At 44.1% G+C, this 21,129-nt stretch carries 19 protein-coding genes; 8 read left to right on the plus strand and 11 right to left on the minus strand.

What is annotated here, in order from left to right; genetic code table 11:
• Nucleotides 1-94 precede the first annotated feature (94 nt).
• The 3 genes from AC6R00_RS08890 to AC6R00_RS08900 all read left to right on the plus strand — a co-directional run bounded on the left by AC6R00_RS08890 (nt 95) and on the right by AC6R00_RS08900 (nt 2,156).
• Entirely contained in the window at nt 95-814 is a 720-nt protein-coding gene (locus AC6R00_RS08890; RefSeq protein ID WP_500640111.1) for an SDR family oxidoreductase, read from the plus strand.
• A gap of 282 nt (nt 815-1,096) precedes the next feature.
• The gene (locus AC6R00_RS08895) at nt 1,097-1,900 is read left to right on the plus strand and encodes a PilZ domain-containing protein (RefSeq protein WP_500640112.1); all 804 of its coding nucleotides are present in this window, start codon (nt 1,097-1,099) and stop codon (nt 1,898-1,900) included.
• 82 nt (nt 1,901-1,982) lie between these two features.
• Nucleotides 1,983-2,156 (plus strand): hypothetical protein, encoded by a 174-nt coding sequence (locus AC6R00_RS08900; protein WP_500640113.1) that lies wholly within the window; start codon nt 1,983-1,985, stop codon nt 2,154-2,156.
• 56 nt (nt 2,157-2,212) lie between these two features.
• Here AC6R00_RS08900 and nagB read toward each other — a convergent pair whose 3' ends face one another.
• Nucleotides 2,213-3,013, minus strand: a complete 801-nt coding sequence (gene nagB, locus AC6R00_RS08905; protein WP_500640114.1) for a glucosamine-6-phosphate deaminase — start codon at nt 3,011-3,013, stop codon at nt 2,213-2,215.
• A gap of 381 nt (nt 3,014-3,394) precedes the next feature.
• Between nagB and AC6R00_RS08910 the strand changes: the two genes are divergently transcribed.
• Nucleotides 3,395-4,531 carry a tetratricopeptide repeat protein gene (locus AC6R00_RS08910; protein ID WP_500640115.1) on the plus strand — a complete coding sequence of 379 codons (1,137 nt, stop codon included), beginning with the start codon at nt 3,395-3,397 and terminating at the stop codon, nt 4,529-4,531.
• 49 nt (nt 4,532-4,580) lie between these two features.
• Here the strand turns inward: AC6R00_RS08910 and sstT are convergent, their stop codons facing one another.
• The 6 genes from sstT to AC6R00_RS08940 all read right to left on the minus strand — a co-directional run bounded on the left by sstT (nt 4,581) and on the right by AC6R00_RS08940 (nt 9,435).
• Nucleotides 4,581-5,801 (minus strand): serine/threonine transporter SstT, encoded by a 1,221-nt coding sequence (sstT, locus tag AC6R00_RS08915; protein ID WP_500640116.1) that lies wholly within the window; start codon nt 5,799-5,801, stop codon nt 4,581-4,583.
• A gap of 225 nt (nt 5,802-6,026) precedes the next feature.
• Nucleotides 6,027-7,091, minus strand: coding sequence for a ribosome small subunit-dependent GTPase A (rsgA, locus tag AC6R00_RS08920; protein WP_500640117.1), 1,065 nt, complete (start codon nt 7,089-7,091; stop codon nt 6,027-6,029).
• A gap of 240 nt (nt 7,092-7,331) precedes the next feature.
• Complete coding sequence (locus tag AC6R00_RS08925; RefSeq protein WP_500640118.1) at nt 7,332-7,778, minus strand: copper chaperone PCu(A)C; 447 nt, start codon at nt 7,776-7,778, stop codon at nt 7,332-7,334.
• Between the two features lie 5 nt (nt 7,779-7,783).
• The gene (locus AC6R00_RS08930) at nt 7,784-8,377 is read right to left on the minus strand and encodes an SCO family protein (protein ID WP_500640119.1); all 594 of its coding nucleotides are present in this window, start codon (nt 8,375-8,377) and stop codon (nt 7,784-7,786) included.
• The gene (locus tag AC6R00_RS08935; protein WP_500640120.1) at nt 8,374-8,802 is read right to left on the minus strand and encodes a hypothetical protein; all 429 of its coding nucleotides are present in this window, start codon (nt 8,800-8,802) and stop codon (nt 8,374-8,376) included. Before AC6R00_RS08935 ends, AC6R00_RS08930 begins: the two co-directional genes overlap by 4 nt.
• Before the next feature lie 99 nt (nt 8,803-8,901).
• Nucleotides 8,902-9,435 (minus strand): GNAT family N-acetyltransferase, encoded by a 534-nt coding sequence (locus AC6R00_RS08940; protein WP_500640121.1) that lies wholly within the window; start codon nt 9,433-9,435, stop codon nt 8,902-8,904.
• 225 nt (nt 9,436-9,660) lie between these two features.
• Here AC6R00_RS08940 and AC6R00_RS08945 point away from each other — a divergent pair, with 225 nt between their 5' ends.
• Nucleotides 9,661-10,932 carry an HD-GYP domain-containing protein gene (locus AC6R00_RS08945; RefSeq protein ID WP_500640122.1) on the plus strand — a complete coding sequence of 424 codons (1,272 nt, stop codon included), beginning with the start codon at nt 9,661-9,663 and terminating at the stop codon, nt 10,930-10,932.
• Between the two features lie 34 nt (nt 10,933-10,966).
• Here the strand turns inward: AC6R00_RS08945 and AC6R00_RS08950 are convergent, their stop codons facing one another.
• A complete protein-coding gene (locus AC6R00_RS08950) occupies nt 10,967-11,605 on the minus strand; it encodes a DUF2057 family protein (RefSeq protein WP_500640123.1) in 639 nt (212 codons plus the stop codon).
• A gap of 203 nt (nt 11,606-11,808) precedes the next feature.
• Here AC6R00_RS08950 and AC6R00_RS08955 point away from each other — a divergent pair, with 203 nt between their 5' ends.
• From AC6R00_RS08955 to AC6R00_RS08965, 3 genes are all read left to right on the plus strand, one after another.
• Complete coding sequence (locus AC6R00_RS08955; RefSeq protein ID WP_500640124.1) at nt 11,809-11,931, plus strand: hypothetical protein; 123 nt, start codon at nt 11,809-11,811, stop codon at nt 11,929-11,931.
• 102 nt (nt 11,932-12,033) lie between these two features.
• Nucleotides 12,034-13,431, plus strand: a complete 1,398-nt coding sequence (locus AC6R00_RS08960; RefSeq protein WP_500640181.1) for a tryptophanase — start codon at nt 12,034-12,036, stop codon at nt 13,429-13,431.
• Between the two features lie 355 nt (nt 13,432-13,786).
• Entirely contained in the window at nt 13,787-16,324 is a 2,538-nt protein-coding gene (locus AC6R00_RS08965; RefSeq protein WP_500640125.1) for a glycosyl hydrolase family 18 protein, read from the plus strand.
• 84 nt (nt 16,325-16,408) lie between these two features.
• Here AC6R00_RS08965 and AC6R00_RS08970 read toward each other — a convergent pair whose 3' ends face one another.
• From AC6R00_RS08970 to AC6R00_RS08980, 3 genes are read right to left on the minus strand one after another with little or no spacing between them, the layout of a single operon-like run.
• Nucleotides 16,409-18,523, minus strand: coding sequence for a type I secretion system permease/ATPase (locus tag AC6R00_RS08970; RefSeq protein ID WP_500640126.1), 2,115 nt, complete (start codon nt 18,521-18,523; stop codon nt 16,409-16,411).
• Between the two features lie 17 nt (nt 18,524-18,540).
• On the minus strand, nt 18,541-20,451 hold the full coding sequence (locus AC6R00_RS08975; RefSeq protein WP_500640127.1) for a bifunctional diguanylate cyclase/phosphodiesterase: 1,911 nt from the start codon (nt 20,449-20,451) through the stop codon (nt 18,541-18,543).
• 5 nt (nt 20,452-20,456) lie between these two features.
• The gene (locus AC6R00_RS08980; protein ID WP_500640182.1) at nt 20,457-21,110 is read right to left on the minus strand and encodes a transglutaminase-like cysteine peptidase; all 654 of its coding nucleotides are present in this window, start codon (nt 21,108-21,110) and stop codon (nt 20,457-20,459) included.
• Nucleotides 21,111-21,129 lie beyond the last annotated feature (19 nt).

Genomic DNA, 21,129 nt, shown 5'->3' on the forward strand with positions numbered 1-21,129 from the left:
GAAGTGATATATATCAACAAAGTCTTTTTTCTTAATATACCTCCATCGCAGCAAAACACGCTGTATCTCAATCCAAATCAGAGGAATTATTAAGATGAAAAAACTTATTGTAATCACAGGTGCTAGTTCAGGTATTGGTGAAGCTATCGCGCGTCGTTTAAGCAACGAAGGTCATCCTCTACTTCTGTTAGCTCGTCGTGTTGAGCGCCTTGAGGCACTAGACCTTCCAAACACCATGTGTGAGCAAGTCGATGTAATAGATAAAGCGACTTTCGAAGCCGCAATTGCCAAAGCAGAAGCGAAGTTTGGCCCAGTTGATGGCTTGGTGAACAATGCGGGCGTGATGTTACTTGGTCAAATCGATACTCAAGATGCTAACGAATGGAAGCGTATGTTTGATGTGAATGTCATCGGCCTGTTAAACGGCATGCAGGCAGTGCTAGCTCCAATGATGTCGCGCAATAGCGGTACGATTATTAACATCAGCTCAATCGCTGGTAAGAAGACATTCCCTAATCATGCGGCTTACTGCGGTACCAAATTTGCGGTGCACGCGATTTCTGAAAACGTACGAGAAGAAGTTGCCGCTTCTAATGTTCGCGTGACGACCATCGCACCAGGAGCGGTAGAAACAGAGCTGCTATCGCATACAACTTCTCAAGAGATCAAAGATGGTTACGATGATTGGAAAGTCGATATGGGTGGTGTGCTAGCAGCTGATGATGTGGCTCGTGCAGTAGAGTTTGCCTACAACCAACCGCAAAATGTGTGTGTGCGTGAAATTGCTCTAGCGCCGACCAAGCAACAGCCATAATCAAATACGATATAAGAATCAGACTCTAGCACTTGCTAGGGTCTTTTTTTTGCTTTAAATACATACTGGTTGATATGTCCAGTATGAAATTAATGCCTTATTGTTAGTTTTCATATTTGATTTCTTATTTTATGACATGCATTTATGTTTCAGATTTGATTTATGTAGTAGGATAGCCGCGCGCGGATACGGTTGCATATATAAATTGTGCAGTTCTGATCTTTAAATTTTCGTATAAACAGCTATAACTCATATAAGCGATAATTTGCATAAGGTTCAATAATGGCGGAAGTCGTAGAAAAACAAAATCTAGAAGGCGATGAGAATCAGCCTTGCCAAACCTCACAGCAAACAGTTGATGTTCCCCAAGATAAACAGCAAGACACAGGGGAAATGTCGACATCTATTCGTTATGGTGAAGACGCTTTTCTTGAGGTGATGCCACTATGTGAAGTTGCGTGTATCGTTACGACTCCAACAGGCAAAATCCTAAAATGCAAAACGAAATACGTTGGTTTGCATTCGAATAATGTCCTTCTACTAGAAATGCCGACAATCTCCCCTAAAGAAAAGTCTCGATTTATGCAGCGAGGCTATTCGATTAAAGCATGTGTTATCTCTTCAAAAGGGGAAGGTGCGCGAGTTTACTTTAAAACCAACATCGAATACGTTCTGTCTGGTGGTAGTAATGACCTATTGTTAGTTACTTTGCCGAAGGCTACACAAGTTGTTGTCGGACTACGCGAAAGTGCACGTCTTGAGATCGGTTTGAAGGGCATTTTGGCTCCTTCAGATCAACAGTACCCTTGTCAAATCAGAGATATCTCTCAACATGGTTGTCTTATTGTTATCGAACGGGGTAACAGCAATTATCGAGTTGGATCACTCATTGCTCTTAAAATCACTGCTTACGATCAAGAGAAAGATGCAATAGATGAAACACTGCAAGCCGTGGTGAAAAATGTCAGTAAAACTGGTCGTTACATCAAGTATGGCGTTAAGTTTGAAGATGAGAGCTTAGATTATGTGAATACGTTGATCGAAGGTCTAAACTTCTGCTCTATCCAACAAAAGTTTACTTTGTAGTCGCTCTCTGATTGTCACATGAAGTCGGAATTCTTGAGTATACTTAACAAGAAGACATCATGATATTGAGAGGAATGCGCATATGGAATTACGTAATGAACGTGGTGAAGTCACTCAAGTCGCGGACAACCTCACCATTAAAGAAGTGTTAGAGATGGGCTACTCCATAGACCTTTGTGATGAAGCGTTTGACCCGAATGAACATTGGGTTGCGAGTGCAGAGCAAAAGAGGTGCGGAGAAGTTCCTGAGAGCTGATATTTAGCGAATAAAAAATCCGAGCTTAGCTCGGATTTTTAATATGGGCAAAGGAATTAGAAACCTTTGATGTTTTCTGCTTCAAGTTCAGTAAAGTATTTTACAGTCTTCACTTTTAACTCTTGAGTTGCTGGCTCGTCACATACGATTACTGACTTAGGATGTAGTTGCAGTGCAGATACCGTCCATAGGTGGTTTACGCTACCTTCCACTGCTGCTTCCAGTGCTAGTGCTTTGTTGTGACCTGTAACTAGGATCATGATCTCTTCAGCATCAAGAAGCGTACCTACACCAATTGTTAGCGCGTATTTTGGTACTTGGTTGATATCGCCATCGAAGAAACGAGAGTTAGCGATACGAGTATCTTCCGTTAGTGTTTTAATACGTGTGCGTGAAGATAAAGAAGACGCTGGTTCGTTGAAAGCGATGTGACCGTCGTTACCTACACCACCCATGAATAGGTTGATCTTGCCGTAAGACTTGATTTTGTCTTCGTAGCGCTGACATTCTTCTTCGTTATTTTGCGCATTGCCGTCAAGAAGGTTGATGTTTTCTTCTTGAATATCAATGTGATTGAAGAAGTTGTTGTACATGAAAGAGCGGTATGATTCAGGGTGATCCGCAGGGATGCCAATGTACTCATCCATGTTAAATGTTACTACGTGCTTAAAGCTAACTTCGCCAGCTTTATGCAGTTCGATAAGTGCCTTGTAAGTCGTTAAAGGTGTACCACCTGTAGGTAGACCTAGAACAAAAGGACGCTCTGCTGTAGGTTTGAAATCGTTAATACGTTTAACAATGTGTGCTGCTGCCCACTTACCTACTTGTGCTGCTTGATTTAACGGGATAAGTCTCATTTTTTGCCCCTAGTATTGGAATTTATGATGCTCTGAAACATTAATTCGCATTATAAAATAAGTTTACTGCAACTGCTATTGTTTTCGGTCAATTTTTCTCGATTTCTTGCTAGTGCCTTACAAGTTGGTTACGTGTATTCGATTGCGTTGACTAAAATAGTAGTAGTACTGGCAACTAATAGGTGTAAATTTTAACGACTAAAATAAGATGCCAGAGTAATCTAAGCAGGGATTAGCAGCGACGTTGTGAAGCAGATACCACCCTTATACTGATGGCGTAACGGCTGATCGCCTTTCTAGGTTAAGATGGAGCGCTCAACCATTTAGTTTATGTGCCGATACTACTGTTAGTGGCACCTAAAGGAAGTAAAAGAAGAACGAATGAATATAATGGGGATCGCCATTGGGGCGACAGGCTTGCTGCTTCTCTGCATGTTTATGTGGATGCTAGCTCTATCTTTGCGTAAGAAGCGTCTTGAACAAGAGCGCAAAGAACGTGAAATCGCTTATCGTAAAGCGATGGAAAAGAACCGTAAGCAGGAACAAGAAGAGCGAGTGATACAAGCGGAAGGGGGTCATGTTCCCACTATCTTGTATCTAGCAAAAGAAGCTGAAAGAACAAGACCACAGGAAGCGGTCTACTGGTATACCAAAGCTGCGAGACTTGATAACGTCACTGGAATGTACGGTGTGGTGCGGATTAGTAACAAGATGAAGCAGGATCTTGTGCTTAAGGAGCAAGCAAAGTTTTGGCAGGTTTGTATATCTGCTGTTGAAGGAAGCTTACCGCATCAATTCGAAATGGCAAAAGCTCTATTTACTGGGCGTGGTACAGAAATCAATTTGCCAAAAGCGCTCTCTATAATGGAGTCAGCGGCTGAGCAAAATCATTTAGACGCTTTGATCTTTCTAGGCGACTGGTATATTGCTGGTAATAATCCAGAGAAGAACCCACAAAAATCGACAGAGTGTTACCACCGTGCGGCTGAACTTAGAAGCAATGAAGGCCGGATGAAACTAGGCATCAACTATATTCAAGGCCGAGGGGTTGCCAGTAATTTTGAGCGTGGTGTCTATTGGCTAGAACGTGCCGCAGAAAAAGGCCACCTTGAAGCTATGTACAAGCTCGGTGAGACTTGGATGGAAAACAAGCCCAATGGTAATGCATTGGCTTACATCTGGTTGTTCTTGGCAGGGCAACTAGGACATGAACCAGCGAGACAGCTGCGTGATCAAGTGGCCTTAAACATAGGCGTGGATACTGTAGTTGGATTACAAAGTTTGGCTAAGCCAATGGTCAAGAAAATTCGTGATAATAAAGTAAGCAAGCACTCGATCATTAAGGCGTTGAATAAACTTTATAAGCGTTCCATTCCAACCGATGAGGTAAGTAATATTACCGCAGCTCCAGCGGCGAGCACTTCAGATACGATTTTGGAAGAAGCCTCTGAACCTGCAGAGCCTGAGGTGGTTGAAAATAAAGTTGACTACTCTCAATCCCCAATGGATAAGCAATAAAAAATGGCCTCGTTAATTACGAGGCCATTTTTCTTAATGCGTTCAAAAACTACTGTCTAGCTTGTTTTTGTTTCGCTTTACATACCGCGGCAGTAAACACTACGTCAGTCGAACTATTGAGCGCTGTTTCTGCTGAATCTTGTACAACACCAATAATGAAGCCAACAGCGACAACCTGCATAGCGATTTCATTTGGAATGCCAAATAGTCCACAAGCTAATGGAATCAAAAGTAGAGAGCCACCCGCGACACCTGATGCACCACATGCGGATACCGCGGCAACAATACTAAGCAGCAATGCGGTAAGCAGATCAACTTCAATACCCATAGTGTGGACAGCGGCAAGCGTCAGAGTTGTGATCGTAATTGCAGCACCTGCCATGTTAATGGTCGCACCTAGTGGAATAGAGACTGAGTAAGTATCTTCATCCAGCTTTAACTTCTCACATAGTGCCATGTTCACAGGGATGTTTGCAGCACTTGAACGTGTAAAGAATGCGGTTACACCACTTTCACGAATACACTGAAGAACAAGTGGGTATGGGTTTTCACCTGTTTTAATCAATACAATGATTGGGTTAACAACAAGTGCGATGATTGCCATTGAGCTTAAAAGAACAGCCAGTAGCTGAGCGTAACCAGCTAATGCTTCGAAACCCGTTGTTGCCAGTGTTGAAGCAACAAGACCAAAGATACCAAATGGTGCTAGGCGGATGATAAAGCGTACAATTTGAGAAACGCCATGGCTTAAATCTTCAAATACCGCTTTTGTCGTACCAGAAGCATGGTGCAGCGCTAAACCTAGACCGATAGCCCAAGCAAGAATACCAATGTAGTTAGCACTCATAAGTGCGTTGACTGGGTTGTCGACAAGCTTAAACAGTAGTGTGTTAAGTACTTCAGCAATACCTTGTGGAGGTGTTGCCCCTTCAGCACCAGAAACAAGTGTCAATGTGGTTGGGAATAAAAAGCTAAGTACGACTGCGGTTAGAGCCGCAGTAAAAGTACCGAAAAGGTAAAGAACCACAATTGGGCGCATGTAGGTATGCTGGTTTTTTTTCTGGTTGGCAATCGATGCTGCAACCAAAATGAAAACGAGAATAGGTGCTACTGCTTTTAGTGCCCCGACAAATAGGCTTCCAAGTAAACCGACACTTTGTGCGTGCTCTGGAGAGACTGTCGCTAAACCTACACCAAGAATGATGCCGGCTAGGATCTGCAAAACCAGATTGCCACGTGCAAAGCGTGCAATAAGAGAGTTGTGTTGCATAGTTATCCCTGCAATGAATAGTTTTATAAATTTATAGTAATTTCAGTTATTGCAAACTGAGACAGACATACTAGCGACTTGAAACATTGTGTCTAGAATTAATTGAAAATTAGCATTAAAAATTAACCATAATCGGTTTTTGTGAATTTTATGTTTTAAAGTTGTATTTTGTGGGTAACAAAAAAAAGGGGCGAGCGCCCCTTCTATTACTGAGTGAGAATGACTTTAATAGCCGTTACTGTGTTTCTGATTGCGGCTAGCATTTTGCACTTTTTTATAAAACTTGGTCTGCTTTTTAAAAGAGGCACGTTTTTCAGCGATGGTGGCACTGTTATGACGTTGCTCTCGCAGTAGTTTCAAATAGTTCTTAAGTCGTCTCTCTTCCAACTCCCCAGAGTCGATAGCCTCTCTTACTCGGCAGTTTGGTTCGTCCTGATGTTGGCAATCCGAAAATCGGCATTGCGCTGCCAAAGACTCTACGTCAGAGAAGGTTTCAGCCACTCCGTCTGCACAATCTATCAGTTGCAATTCACGCATTCCGGGTGTGTCGATCAAGACGGCTCCTGTAGGCATAAAGTGCATTGAACGGCTTGTCGTCGTATGGCGACCCTTGCTGTCATCTTCTCTGATCCCACCAGTGAGCTGAATTTGATCTCGTAGCAAGGTGTTAACCAACGTTGACTTGCCTACCCCTGACGAACCCATGAAAGCGACAGTTTTTCCTGTTTGACACCATGGCAAAAGCCTTTCGCAATGTGACGTATCAAGCGCATTAACACATTCGATCATCAACAATGAGTCTAGCTGCTGTACTTGTCTTTTCTTGTCATCAGCATCGCTAGCTAAGTCAGCTTTGGTCAGAACAATAACAGGCTCAACATCGGCTTCATGTGCAATGGCGAGGTAACGCTCAATTCGACTGAGATTAAAATCATCATTCAGTGAGCAAACAATAAACAAGGTAGTGACATTAGAAGCAATGAGCTGCTCGTTGACTTTGCTACCTGCCGCTTTGCGATGGAACAAGGATTGCCTGTCTAAAAGTCTAATAAAGTGCTGATTGCTGTCGATCAGAACCCAGTCACCAACCGTCATAGTGGGTAGTGATTTATGGATCTCTAATGGAAACTCACACAATTCGTTCAACAGCTTATAGCCACTGCGATGATGCTCGGTGACGCGAGCGGCGGTGAACTGTTGCTCTAAATCTTCTAGTGTTAACTGTTGTTGAAATAGGTTGTTCCAGCCAAGTGTCGTTAAAGACATTGGTTTTTGTGCTTTGGTATTCATAGTTGCCCCAAGCTTACAGATATCTGTATCTATAGAAATTCGCTAGGGTCTTTAGACCCCGGTTTAGGTAACACCGGGCAAAGGAAGGGGAGAAGCGGGTTGTTAAAGTGGCTTCACCAATTTTGCCGGGTGGGTTTTAAGTACAATCATCGTATCCTCCTATGGATGTAATTAGGTTTACGCAGGTTATCATAGCAAAAGAGGTGAACATTTGCCCACCTCTCATAGCTAAATTATTGCTTAGTGGTGGTGTTTCATCCCACTCATCACTTTCTTAATAGGTGCAGTGATAGTTTGTTGGTCACCATTAGCAAAGTTGAGTTGCACTTTGATGTTATCGCCTTCAGCAAAAGGTTTAGTGAGGTTGAATAGCATAATATGTAAGCTGCCAGGTTTCAGCACGGCAGTCCCATTTGCAGGGATGGTAATTTGCTCAACTTGGCGCATTTTCATCACATCGCCTTCTTTGATCACATCGTGAAGCTCGACTTTACCTGCCGCATCTGTGCTAGCGGAAACTAGGTAACGATCTTTATCGCTATGGTTCATAAACTCACCAAACACGGCACTGGTTGCGGCATTTGGTGGTGTAGCACGAGCGTATGTACCATGAGCCATTATATCCGAGTTTGCATAAGCCAAAGGGCTCAATGCCAATGAGGCTAAAAGGAGGGCTTTAAGTTTCATCCTGACTATCCTTCTGATGTAATAGTTTTAAAGGTTTCAACCAGCGGTGCTGGTGTGAGTGTATGTGGCACTTTTGTTATCAATGTGCCATCTGGTTTGAGGAAATAGAAATAGGAGCTGTGATCCAGCGTATATTTCAATTCAGAGTTTTCTAACTCGGTTTTACGGAAAATCACGCCATACTTATGGGCAAGAGGAGTTGTTACCTCTAAAGGCGCTGAAAGCCCTTCGATCATCGGGTGGAAGTATTGGGCATATTTGTAAGAGTCAGCAGCAGCATCGCGCTCCGGGTCAAGAGAGATAAACACTGGGCGGAAGTGGCTTTTCGTCTCTTCATCAATTTGGTTTAGTGCTCCGGCTAGCATGGCTAAAGAAGTAGGGCATACATCCGGACAACGAGTAAACCCAAAGTAAACGACCCTAATGCGCTTGTCCTGAGGATCGAACAGTGACACGGCTTTGTTATCTTCGCCAAACAGCGTAATGCTAGAAGTTTCTTGAGGTATAGGAGTATCGCTACTTTGATGATCGAGATAGCTCTTCAGTCCAAAGCCGATTACAAAGGCAGCGACTAAGATTAATGACCAGTTCCTACTCATTGTTCCATCCTTATTGATGTGTTGATCGATTGTTTGCCGTCTGTGATGGTGCCATACCAAGTCATAGAGTCTTCTGTACACACTGGTAGAATAACTTCACCAGTAAAGTTTCCTGAGTCAGATTTGTCGAACTTAAACACAGCGGTCCCCATCTCCATCTCATAACCTTTCAATGTCATTATAAGGCTGTCGCTGTTGGCGTTTTCCCAGTTAACCGTCACTAGTGTTGGGACGAGTGGGTGACTGATGTCTTTGTTAGCTTGAACAGAGATAGTATCTTGTTGGCACTGACTAGTCGTAACCAGGCAGTAGTCATCTAGAGATGCATGTTGGCTTGTGGATTGATACCACTTTACAATGTCACTGGCAAAGAAGCCGGCACCTAACGCCACGGCAGTGAGAAGAAACTTTGCATAGCTGGGCATAACATCTATCCCGAGAGTTAAAAACGAGCGCAATGCTAGCACATAGCGCTCTATATCTATGAGATAACGAGTAAAATTGTGCTCAGCGTCAAGTCGGCTTTAACGATTTCGATGAATGCCATAGATAGCATGGTCTAAAATGCGTTCACCGATTTTTTCTTGATTGGTGATAACGCCTTCCAGAGTCATCCCCACTCTTTCTGCCACATTACGGCTAGCTTGGTTTTCGACCGCTGCTGAAAGTTGGACCTTTTCAATATTCAACTCATTGAAAGCAAAGTCAATAAGATGCTTGACGACGCGAGTGATGATTCCTTTGCCTTGATGGTGTTTTGATAGCCAATAGCCTATTTCTAGGCATTGCCTGTCATAGTCAATATTAAAGCAGCTACAGTTTCCAACGATTTCTCCACGGTACACAATTGCGCATGTAATGGTCTTTCCTTCCGCGTACTCATGCAGCACTCGTTGTACAAACAGACGAAAATCTTGCTCAGTTGCACAATGGGGTGGCCATGCAAGCCATTGGGATAAATAGCCAATTTGGTCGGTTACTAAATCACTGTATTTGGCAGCAAAGGACTCTTGAACTAGTGCGATGGAAATATCGTCATCCACTTTCTTTGTAAACATAGTCTATTCCTTGCATATGTTGTTTAAACCAACCTAACAGACTATAAAGGTGATGGCTAGATTAATTAAATGCAAAAAGAGTTTGATTTCTAGCACGAAAAATACGCACTACGTTGCACGCTTCACAATTCTGTTAATAACCATTCATAATTTGTGGTTTATAGATGGCACTTTCGTTTACCCTGCCGTGCATAAAAATTATTTATAAATGACTAAAGCGTTAGTATGGAAGTGCCCCAAGACGATGTTAGTGTAGATCTACGTCGTGTGTTATTTGAAATTGCCTATGCTCTGGATGCCGTAGGTGTTGATGATATTTATCATGGACATAGAGTCGCTTACATAGCCTTTCGCTGTGCTCAGCGTTTAGGTTGGAATGAAGGTAGATGCCAAACCATCTTCTCACTTGGTCTGATTCATGACTGTGGTGTATCTGAAAGTGCTGAAGTGGGAGAGTTACTAACCGCACTTGCCCCAAGGAATACACGCAAACACTGCGTCAAAGGTTATGAGCTGCTGAAAGCTTGTCGCCCATTATCAGAGCTTGCAATGCCTATTTTGCTCCACCACACTTGGTGGCGGGAGCTAAAAAGCAATCATGCCGTTAGTGAAGAAATTAAGCAGTATGCTACCTTACTGTTCCTTGCTGATCGTCTCGATTACTTGCATGGAAACTATGGGCTAGATTCTTATGGCAATATTACCGAAGCCAGTAAAAAAAGTATTATCGGTGAGCTACAAGCTAACTCCGGCACCATGTTTGAGCCTACTCAAGTTTTCTACATGAGTGAGTTGATAGAGTGCGATGATTTCTGGTTCTCGATGGAAGCGAGATATATTGAAAGCTTGTCTTATACCTTCACGCCACTTTATCGTAATCCGATTGGCTTAGATGAATCGATTGAAGTAGCGGAGTTGTTTGCTCAGATTGTCGATGCGAAAAGCTCATTTACCTATCAGCACTCATTGCATGTTGCTCAGCTCGCCGAGTTTTTTGCTCGTAAGCTTGGTTATTCTGAACGAGCTCGAAAAATGCTCTATCTCTCAGGGTTGATCCACGATATTGGAAAGCTTAAAACACCGAGCGCAATACTGCATAAACCTGCTCAGCTATCGAATGAGGAGTATGCGTGTATTCGTCGTCATGCTACAGACTCACGTCACGCAATACAGCGAATGTTTACCAATCAGCAGATAGTTGAATGGGCTTCAAATCATCATGAGCGACTTGATGGTTCAGGTTATCCGTTGGGGTTAGCCGCTCCTCAATTAGATGAGCCAAGCCGATTAATTGCGGTAACCGATGTTTTTCAAGCGCTTACTCAGTCGCGTCCCTATCGAGAGGGGCTTCCGTTAGAGGAAGCGATTAAGATCATCGAAGACATGGTTAATCTCAATCAGCTCGATCGTAAAGTATTTGAATGTTTGGTAGAGAATGCAGACGAGTGTTACCGTATTTCGACAGGCCAAGAAAGCAAAAAGCCAGTACTTGCATAGTACTGGCCTCTAGAGTCGGCAGAGCCTAAAATTATTACTGGTTCACAAATGCTTTAAAGCGAGCTTGAGTTTCAGCATCTGCTTTGCCGTACCAGAAATGCAGCATTTCTTCTGCAGTGTTATCGCCAGCTTTTACAGGTTTACCGTTAACCTGTGCTGGTAAAGTAACTGGCACAACCGCCGCTGTTGAAACTGCTGCGACACCACCACGACGATTATACTCAGCCAATTCGATTTTGTGGTTACGACCGATTTGCATCCCGTCTTTAACCAACTTGTCTTGCTTCATCTCGATCGCTTGACCGTTTTCATCTTTTAAAGACCATTCTAAGTTACGAATCTTCTTTGAACCTTCGTGCTCATTGCGATACTTCGGTAAGTCAAATTCCAGTTCTTGGTCAGCCACATTGAACGTGCCGATGATCGGATCACTTTCGAGGATGATACGATCTTTACCTTGGTCGAAATACGGTTGGTAAGTGAACAGGACTTGGTTTTCTCCATTCGGTAGCGTAAGCGTTTTGGATGAAAAGAAGCTGCCTGATAGCTCAGGCTTTGCATCGTTCACCACTAAGACGTCGATAGTTTCTGGAATCGAGATAGTAACGTCAGCAGCGGCTAGACCACTGGTACCTAAAGCGATTGCAGCAAGTAATGTTGTTTTTATTTTCATTTTTGGTTCCTAATAAACAGGCACTTAAACTGCAAAGAGAGTGCCTAGCTCGCCGCATGATTTCAAGATGCGAATGTAAGAAGTTTGAAAAATTCATCAAATCTTAATTAGTGCTCACGTTAATGTGGCACGCCAGTTTATAAATTTGAGCTATCTTTCACGGTAATCTGGATAATAACTAGACTATATTAACTAGGTGTTCAATGAATCAGGAGGATAACGCTATGGCATATACCGATATGTTAGACAGCAGACTAGTGTTGTCGCCATGGTATAACGTTGATTACACCCTTTCCCTGCTCAACAAAGAAACGACTCTTCGTTAATGACCTTAAGGTGCTTTCAGCGCCTAAAAAATCTTAATCAAAATCAATATTACCCGCGATTAATTGCAGCGGGGGACGAGATCTATTTAAAGGACATTAATGATGAAACGTATTCCAGAACCTTTCCGTATCAAAATGGTTGAGCCGATCAAAATGACGACGTATGACGATCGAGTTGACGCGTTAAATGAAGCAGGATTAAACCCTTTCTTACTCAGAAGTGACGATGTGTACATTGATTTGTTGACCGATTCAGGTACCGGAGCGATGAGTGATAATCAGTGGGCTGGCTTAATGATGGGGGATGAGTCTTATGCAGGTAGCCGAAACTACTACAACCTATGCGCAGCGGTAGAACATTTCTTTGGTTATAAACTCACCGTGCCTGCGCACCAAGGACGTGGTGCTGAACAAATTCTATTTCCTGCACTCATTGAGCGAATGAAAGCCGTTCGCGGGGGAACAGAGCCAGTTTTCATTTCGAACTATCACTTTGACACTACGGCTGGTCACATTGAGCTCAACGGCGGGAAGGCTATCAACGTGGTGGACAAACACGCTTTTGATACGACAACACCTTACGATTGGAAGGGCAACTTTGATTTAGACAAATTGCAATCAACGATTGAGGCGCACGGCTCAGAAAACATCTGCGCTATTATCACCACCGTGACGTGTAATAGTTCTGGTGGTCAGCCAGTTTCAATGGAAAACATGCGTGCCGTGTATGAGATTGCAACCAAAAACGATATTCCGGTTGTGATTGATTCTGCGCGTTACTGCGAAAATGCCTATTTCATCAAACAGCGCGAAGCGGGCTATCAAGATAAATCTATCTTAGAAATTATTCGCGAGATGTACCAATATGGTGACATGCTCACCATGTCAGCGAAGAAAGACCCTATGGTCAACATCGGCGGTCTCTGTTGTATCCGCGATCATGAAGAACTGTTTCAAGCGGTTCAGACACGCTGCGTACCGATGGAGGGTTTTGTGACCTATGGAGGTATGGCGGGGCGCGATATGGAAGCGCTTGCTCGTGGTTTGTACGAAGGCGCGGATGAAGACTACTTGCATTACCGAATCAGTCAAGTGGAGTATCTCGGTGAGCGCTTAAGAGAAGGTGGGATCCCTATTCAATATCCAACAGGTGGACACGCAGTGTTTGTTGATGCGGCAAAAATTCTACCTCATATCCCTGCTGACGAATTCCCTGCCCAGGTGCTGTGTAATGCGTTGTATCTAGAAGCGGGTATTCGAGCAGTAGAGATAGGCTCACTGCTTCTGGGTAGAGACCCTGAAACAGGTAAACAGAAAGCATCGGAGCTAGAACTGATGCGGCTCACCATACCAAGACGTGTCTATACTAATGATCACATGGACTATATTGCCGATGCAATCATCGCTTTAAAAGAGCGTGCGCACGAGCTAAAAGGGCTGACATTTGATTACGAGCCGCCGGTACTTCGTCATTTCACGGCGCGTTTTAAGTCCAAATAACCTGCTTTTACCGATATAAAAAACGTTAATGAAACTGCCACATCTTAATCGAGCTGTGGCAGTTTTCTATATTGCTTATCATTGAATTTATAGCACTGATGTCTGTAAATAGTTGATTGATATGTCATTTGTACTAATGCGAATTGAATTTATAAATTTTGGCTCGATATCCACTTTAGAATGTAACAACTTAGCAACAACAAAATGATTTCTTATCGTCACTCGAAAATAGTCTTTATTTTTTTCTCCTAAAAAAAAGTCTCTTAAATACTTGAATGTGATGTTCTTTGATCCGTTGAAGAACAGATTTGACTCTGACTTTAGAGTGAACATACAAGGAATGAGAGAAATAGGTATGAATCGTATTACATTGTGCGCGGCGGGTATCGCATTAGCGATCTCAGGCACGACAATAGCGGCACCAACGGCTCCAAGTGTTGATGTATATGGCTCCAATAATCTTCAGTTTTCTAAGATTCAGTTGGCGATGGAGACGACGTCTGGTTACAACCAGATGGTCAAGTATTTCGATGAGGCGGATATTACCGTTAAGTTTAATCAGTGGAGTGGCACGACGGGTGACACATACAAGGTTTACTTTGATGGTGTGCAAGTTGCAACAGGCCCAATTGCGGGCAGTCAAACTACAGCAAGCTTCAAATATGGTAAAGGCGGCCTTTATCAGATGACCATTGAAGCATGTGATGCAACGGGATGTAGCGTTAGCGCACCTGTTGAGGTGACTGTCGCTGATACCGATGGCTCACATTTGAAGCCATTAGCGATGAACATCGACCCAAACAATAAATCTTACAACACAGATCCAAACACAGTTGTTGGTACCTACTTTGTAGAGTGGGGGATCTATGGCCGTGACTATACAGTCGATAATCTACCAGCCGACAACCTGACTCATATACTTTATGGCTTTATACCAATTTGTGGACCGAATGAATCGGTTAAGTCGGTAGGCGGCAATAGTTACAATGCTTTGATGACAGCTTGTCAGGGAGTGCCTGATTATGAAGTTGTTATTCATGACCCTTGGGCAGCGTACCAGAAGAGCTTCCCTCAGGCTGGGCATGAATATAGCTCTCCTATCAAGGGCAACTACGCTATGTTGATGGCGCTTAAGCAGCGTAACCCAGATCTAAAAATCATCCCGTCAATCGGGGGGTGGACGCTTTCTGACCCATTTTTTGATTTTACCACTAAAGCCAACCGCGACACCTTTGTTGCTTCTGTTAAACGTTTCCTAAACACATGGAAATTTTACGATGGTGTCGACATTGACTGGGAATTCCCTGGCGGCGGCGGTGCGGCGGCTAATTTGGGTGATCCAGTCAATGATGGCCCAGCCTATATTGCATTGATGCAAGAGCTAAGAGCAATGCTCGATGAACTTGAAGCATCGACAGGCAGAACTTATGAACTCACCTCTGCCATTGGTGTGGGTTACGACAAGATTGAAGATGTGAACTATGCTGAAGCGGTTCAATATATGGACTACATTTTCGCTATGACTTACGACTTCTACGGAGGTTGGAACAACGTTGTAGGTCATCAAACGGCGCTTTACTGTGGTAGCTTCATGCGTCCAGGTCAGTGTGATGGCACGGGGGTAGACGAAAATGGAGAACCGTATAAAGGTCCAGCTTACACGTCTGACAATGGTATTCAGCTTCTATTGGCACAAGGTGTACCTGCGAGCAAGCTAGTACTAGGCGCAGCAATGTATGGTCGAGGCTGGGAAGGCGTGACACCAGACACCTTATCGGATCCAACTGATCCAATGACAGGTGTCGGGAACGGTAAACTTAAAGGTTCAACCGCTCAAGGCGTGTGGGAAGACGGTGTAATCGACTACAAAGGTGTGAAGTCTTTCATGCTTGGTGCTGATAATACAGGTATTAACGGCTTTGAGTATGGATATGATGCACAAGCTGAAGCCGCTTGGGTGTGGAACCGTACCACAGGGCAGTTAATTACTTTCGATGATGACCGCTCTGTAAAAGCCAAAGGGGCATATGTTCGTAATCTAGGTCTTGCAGGTTTGTTCTCATGGGAGATCGATGCAGATAACGGCGATATCCTTAATGCAATGCATGAAGGTTTAGCTGGTGGTCCACCAGTAAACCGTGCGCCTCAAGCAAGTGCTGGTGCGGATGTGACTGTCGTTGGCCCTGCAAGCGTCACTCTAGATGGTAGTGCATCAACGGACTCAGACGGTACGATTGCGAGCTATCAATGGACACAAGTCTCAGGAACGCCTGTGACACTTACAGGAGCTGATAGCGCGAGTGCAAGCTTCGCTGTGGCTGAAGTCGCGCAGACAGAAACGCTTAGCTTCAAGCTTACTGTAACAGATAACGATGGCGCGTCAGCTTCAGATACGGTTGTGGTTACCGTGAACTCGAAAGACATTCCGCCAGTGAATCAAGCGCCGGTAGCGGCAGTAACAGCGCCAGCAAATGTTAATGCGGGTGATGTTGCTGTGGTTGATGCCTCTGCTTCAACGGATGCTGACAACGATCCACTTACATACACTTGGGATGTACCAGCAGGTCTTAATGCAACAGTAAACGGTTCTAGTGTGACATTTACTGCGGCAGAATACACTGCGGACACATCACTTGCCTTTACTGTGACGGTTAGTGATGGAAAAGCAACGTCAACGGCTTCAGCGACCGTCGTCGTGGCTAAGAAGTCCTCAGGTGGAGAGTTGTGTAGCAACCTTTGGGTTGATACTGCGGTATACAACGGCGGTGACCAAGTTTCTTGGGCAGGTAAAGTTTGGGAAGCGAAATGGTGGACTCAAGGTGATAATCCATCACAGTCAGGCCAATGGGGCGTGTGGAAAGAAGTAGGTGCAGCGAATTGCCCTACTAACTAATACCATTCATTACTATGTAAAACTCTAACAAAAAGCCATTCGGGTTATCCGAATGGCTTTTTCCTATTGGTTTGAACTGAGTAACTAATTAACAGCTCTAACCTTGCCTTGTTTGAGGTTGGTTAGAACTTCAGACTTAGGACCATCGGCAATTACACATCCTTTTTCCATAACAATGACACGGTCTACTACATCAAGCATCGAGGTTTTATGGGTAATTAAAATCAGTGTTTCACTCGACTTCAACTGCGAGAGTTGCTGTTTAATGTGCATTTCGGAGCGGTTATCCATTGCACTGGTAGGTTCATCCATAAGTAAGACTGGCGGACGACCCAGTAAAGAACGAGCAATAGCTACCGCCTGACGTTGACCACCAGAGAGTAACATACCACCTTCCCCCACTTGGCGTTCAAGTCCGGCAGGATCTTGCTGAGTAAACACTGTAACACCTGCTCGGTTAGCGGCGTCAAGTACATCTCTGTCATCGGCAAGAGGACGGCCTAAAGTGATGTTGTCACGTATACTGCCGTAAAAAAGTTGGCTATCTTGTGGCACACAACCAATATTTCTTCGGATATCAATATGGTGCAATTGGTCGATATCGGTATCATCGATACGAACATGACCTTCTGTTGGTTTATACAAGCCCATAATCAGACGTTCAAGGGTTGTTTTACCAGAGCCAATACGACCGATAATAGCCACTTTTTCACCGGGGTTGATCGTCAGGCTTAAATCTCGAATGGATGCGATAGGAGAGTCAGGATAGTGGAACGTGACCTTATCCAATTCAATCTTACCGTGAACAATTGGGCGGTGAATATAGCGCTTGCCTTCTTCTTGTTCGTCCGGCATCGACATCACTTGCTCAATGATGGTCATTGACGACTTAGCTTGGTTATAGCGAGTAGAAAGTAAAGAGAGCTGAACCATAGGGCCGATTGCACGACCGCTGAGCATGGTCGCGGCGATAAGCCCACCCATGGTGAGTTCCCCTTCAGAGATCAAATATACACCAAGAATAATCATACCTACGTTGGAAGCTTGCTGAACAAATCCCGCGGTGTTTTGGATGCCATCGGTGATACGTCGGCTTTTAATATTCCAGTTCGCCATGTGAGCGACCGCTTCTTCCCAGCGAAATTGGAACTGACTTTGTGCGCCAAAAAGTTTGACCGTTTCAAGGCCAGAGAGGCTTTCGATAAGGTTGGCGTATTTCTGGGAGGCTAAGCGCGAGCCCTCTTCGATGGTATGTCTCAGTGGTCCCTGAATTAAGGCTGAGTAAATCATCAAAATGAGCACGCCGACTATAGGTACTATGACCAAATTCCCAGCCATTAACCAAATCAGGACTAAGAAGAGAATCGCAAAAGGCAAATCGATCAGTGAGCCGATGGTTGCTGAGGTGAAAAACTCGCGGATAGATTCAAACTCTTGAAGGTGACGAGCAAAAGCACCAACCGAAGCTGGTCGAGCCTCCATACGAATTCCCATGACTTTGCTAAACAGCTTAGATGAAATCAGTATGTCTGACTTTTTGCCCGCCACATCAATAAAGTAGCTACGCAATAGCTTAAGGGTTAGGTCAAAGAGGAAGATTACAAAAATACCGCTTGCTAGTACCCACAGCGTTTCAAATGCTAAATTAGGCACAACCTTGTCATACACTAAGCGCGTAAACATAGGCGCCGCGACGGCGAATAGATTGATTAAGATGGACGCGATTAGAACATCGCGGTAGATTTTTTTCGATTGCCAAATGGTGCCCCAAAACCAGTGTCCTTCACGAGTCTTAAGAACCTCTGGGGAGCGCTCATCGTAGCGAAATTGCTTTTTTACCAGGAAATAGCGACCAATATACAGCTGCTCGAGTTCATCGAGTGGTATTGAGATTGGGACCAATCCTGACTCACCAGTTACAATTTCAGCTTCCGTCTTGTCGTCGTTGATGCTGTTAAGAACACAAGCATCACCGCTTTTAAGAATGAGTACTACTGGCAAGACAAGTTGAGAAATCTCTCTAATTGCAGCACGGTTTTCCTTTGCCACCAAACCCGCGCGCTCGGCGGAGCGAGGGAAAAGGAAAGGAGTAAGCTTACCATCAGATAAGGGTAAGCCATTAATTAGTGCCTCTGGTGAGTTTGCTAATCCATAGTATCGACTGACGTAGATAAGTGAATTTAATAGCGGATCCTGCATGCTATACCTTTTGTTATTTATTTATCTACGATGAAGCCTTGAAAGACTTCAATAAAGTGCTCAGAAAGGAAATCTAGCTGAGTCTGAGTCTCTACACGTGAAGCAATGGTCTTAATGCCCAAGTTATGCGCTGTTCGGGATATAGAGGTTAGCGTAAATTTCTGTTTCTCATCATCTAGATGGTGAGTATATAGATAATCTAATTTCACATACGCAGGACGGAACTCGTTGATGTAATCCAAAGATTGGAAGTTACGGCCATAATTGTCGACACCAAAGTCCGCTCCTGCACCACGAACGGCATTACAGAATAAAGCAGTATGGTGCGGTGAATTGATAAAGCAATTTTCAGGAATCTCAAAATGCAACAGCGAGGCAATCGATGAATGCTTATTGAGCAATTGTGTCACCCAGCGGATAAAGCTTGGTTGAGAAATACTGCTTTGCGCAATGTTGATGGCAACAGGTTCACTAAATTCGCCTGCTTCTAATCGATCAACAATCGCTTTGATCACATATTCATCAAATAGGTGGCTGGCATTGAGCTGCTCTAAAGCAAATAGGTATTGATTGGCACTGTATCGTTCGCCATCTTTCTCAATTGCAGAGAACACTTCACGGTGATAGGGCTGACCCCAGCTATTATTTGCCGCCTGGAAGCGGAAGCTAAACCAATCATTACTGATCGCTTCGTCCACCAATGTTTTCCACTGCTGTTTACCCATTAGGTTATCAGTATCTTCTCCGGTCACATAACCATAGTTGAGCTCAGGGTTAGATTTAGCATTAGCCAAAGCGTTATCAAGCATGGTGAGCAGCTCTGTAGAGCTTGTCGATGCTTTGTTGTAAACCACACCTAACGATAGGTTTGCGGTAGCCATACCTGTTGGATCGGCGTTGATATCTTGCACGTATGTGACGATACTTTCGGCAATCAATTTGAGCTCAGAATCATCAACATTCGGTAAGATAAAGCCAAATTCCTCAGTTGAGATACGTGCGAGAGTGACATCTGGAGATGACATTGACACCTTCAAATGATCGGCCAGTTCTCGAACCATGCCGTCACCCGCTTCATAGCCTTTATCATCATAAAGCTCACGGATAAAGCTAGCTTCGAGTATTGCTACACCGCCAATGCCACCTTCACCAATCCAAGAATTCAACTGGCTCATGTAGTACGCACGGTTACCAAGTTGAGATACTGGGTCAATGTAGGCGCGTTCACGAAGTTGCTGAGCTTCTTTTGCTTGTGCTTTGAATGACTTCTCAAGTTGGGCGGACATACTGTTGATGCCATCTACAACGTAAATTAAGTCTTGAGTTGCAGGCCTTGGCAATGGTTCGCCAAACTGATTGTTTGCGACTTGCTCCATTTTGCTTACGATGAGCTGCAAAGGGCGAAGTGCGCGTCGAAGGATAAATGAGATCGAGAATAAACCAATGAGCATGATCAGGCAGAATGCGATGACTAAACGTTCAAATGCAAGCCATAGCTGGGTGTAGGCATCCCCAGGGTGGCTGACAATTTCAACTTCAGCTAACTGCATCCATCCACTGGTCACAACTCGTCGGTCATGTATCTTGTCGAACAGATTAAGGCGAGTGAACCATTTAGGTACGTTGTTTGGCTTAACCGGATATGAGCGCAGAATCTCGTCTCCGGTATCTAGGAAGATCAATCGTACGACCGAATAGCTACTGCCATCAAACAAGGCATTAATGACCGATTCAACGGCAACCTGATCCTTGTTCTCCAAATACGGCGCGAGTGCTAGACCAACCGTATTGATGGTGTTGTTAACCTCGGAGCGCTGTTGTTGAATGAGGTTGTTTCGAGTGGTGTTAAATTCGATGACAAACACCGAAATTAACAGCATCAAAATGACCGCAATCATACCCGCGACAAGTTGTTTATATAAAGTCATATTGCCTACTCATCATAATTGACTACTGGTTTGTTTAGTTTGAGCGATCTCTCGCGTGCACGGAGGTCATTCCATAAGCTTAGCCTTGAAGACTTCCCTGCAAGTTGTCCTTGTTTCGACTTCATTAGCCACAGGTTTTTACCGTTAAAACTGTAGATCGGTAATAAATCTCGGCGTTTAGAGGCCCGTTTAATTTGTGGGTTAATGTTGTCGAGCAGAATCGGTTCTGCACTTGGCTTTGAGTAATAGGCTAAAACCATATGAAATTGATTTAATTCAATGGCTTTAACATACACCAAGCGGAGTTTTTTATCTGATACACCCAGTTCAAGAAGGGAAAAATACTTAGCGATTGTGAAGTCTTCACAGTCACCAGCATTGCTGCCAAGAAACTCCAAAGGAGTCGCCCAGTAGTCGTTTTTCCCCCACAGGTTAATATCGTTGACGAAATTAAGTTGATTAAAGAAGTTGTTTACTTTAGTCAGCTTATCTCGCTCTGGGATCGACTTATATTGCGCCATCTCTTTGCGCCATGTCTCTACACGCCGGCCTGCACGGTCACCGTAGGTTTTTCGTACAGCATCAACCCACCGTTGCTCTTGAGTGTTAAGAGCAAATGACGTGGTTGCGGCTAACAGCAGTACAGCGAAAGCAATCAGGCCGTTGGCAAACAAGCGA

Source organism: Vibrio sp. R10-SF1-ISO8 (assembly GCF_059833805.1).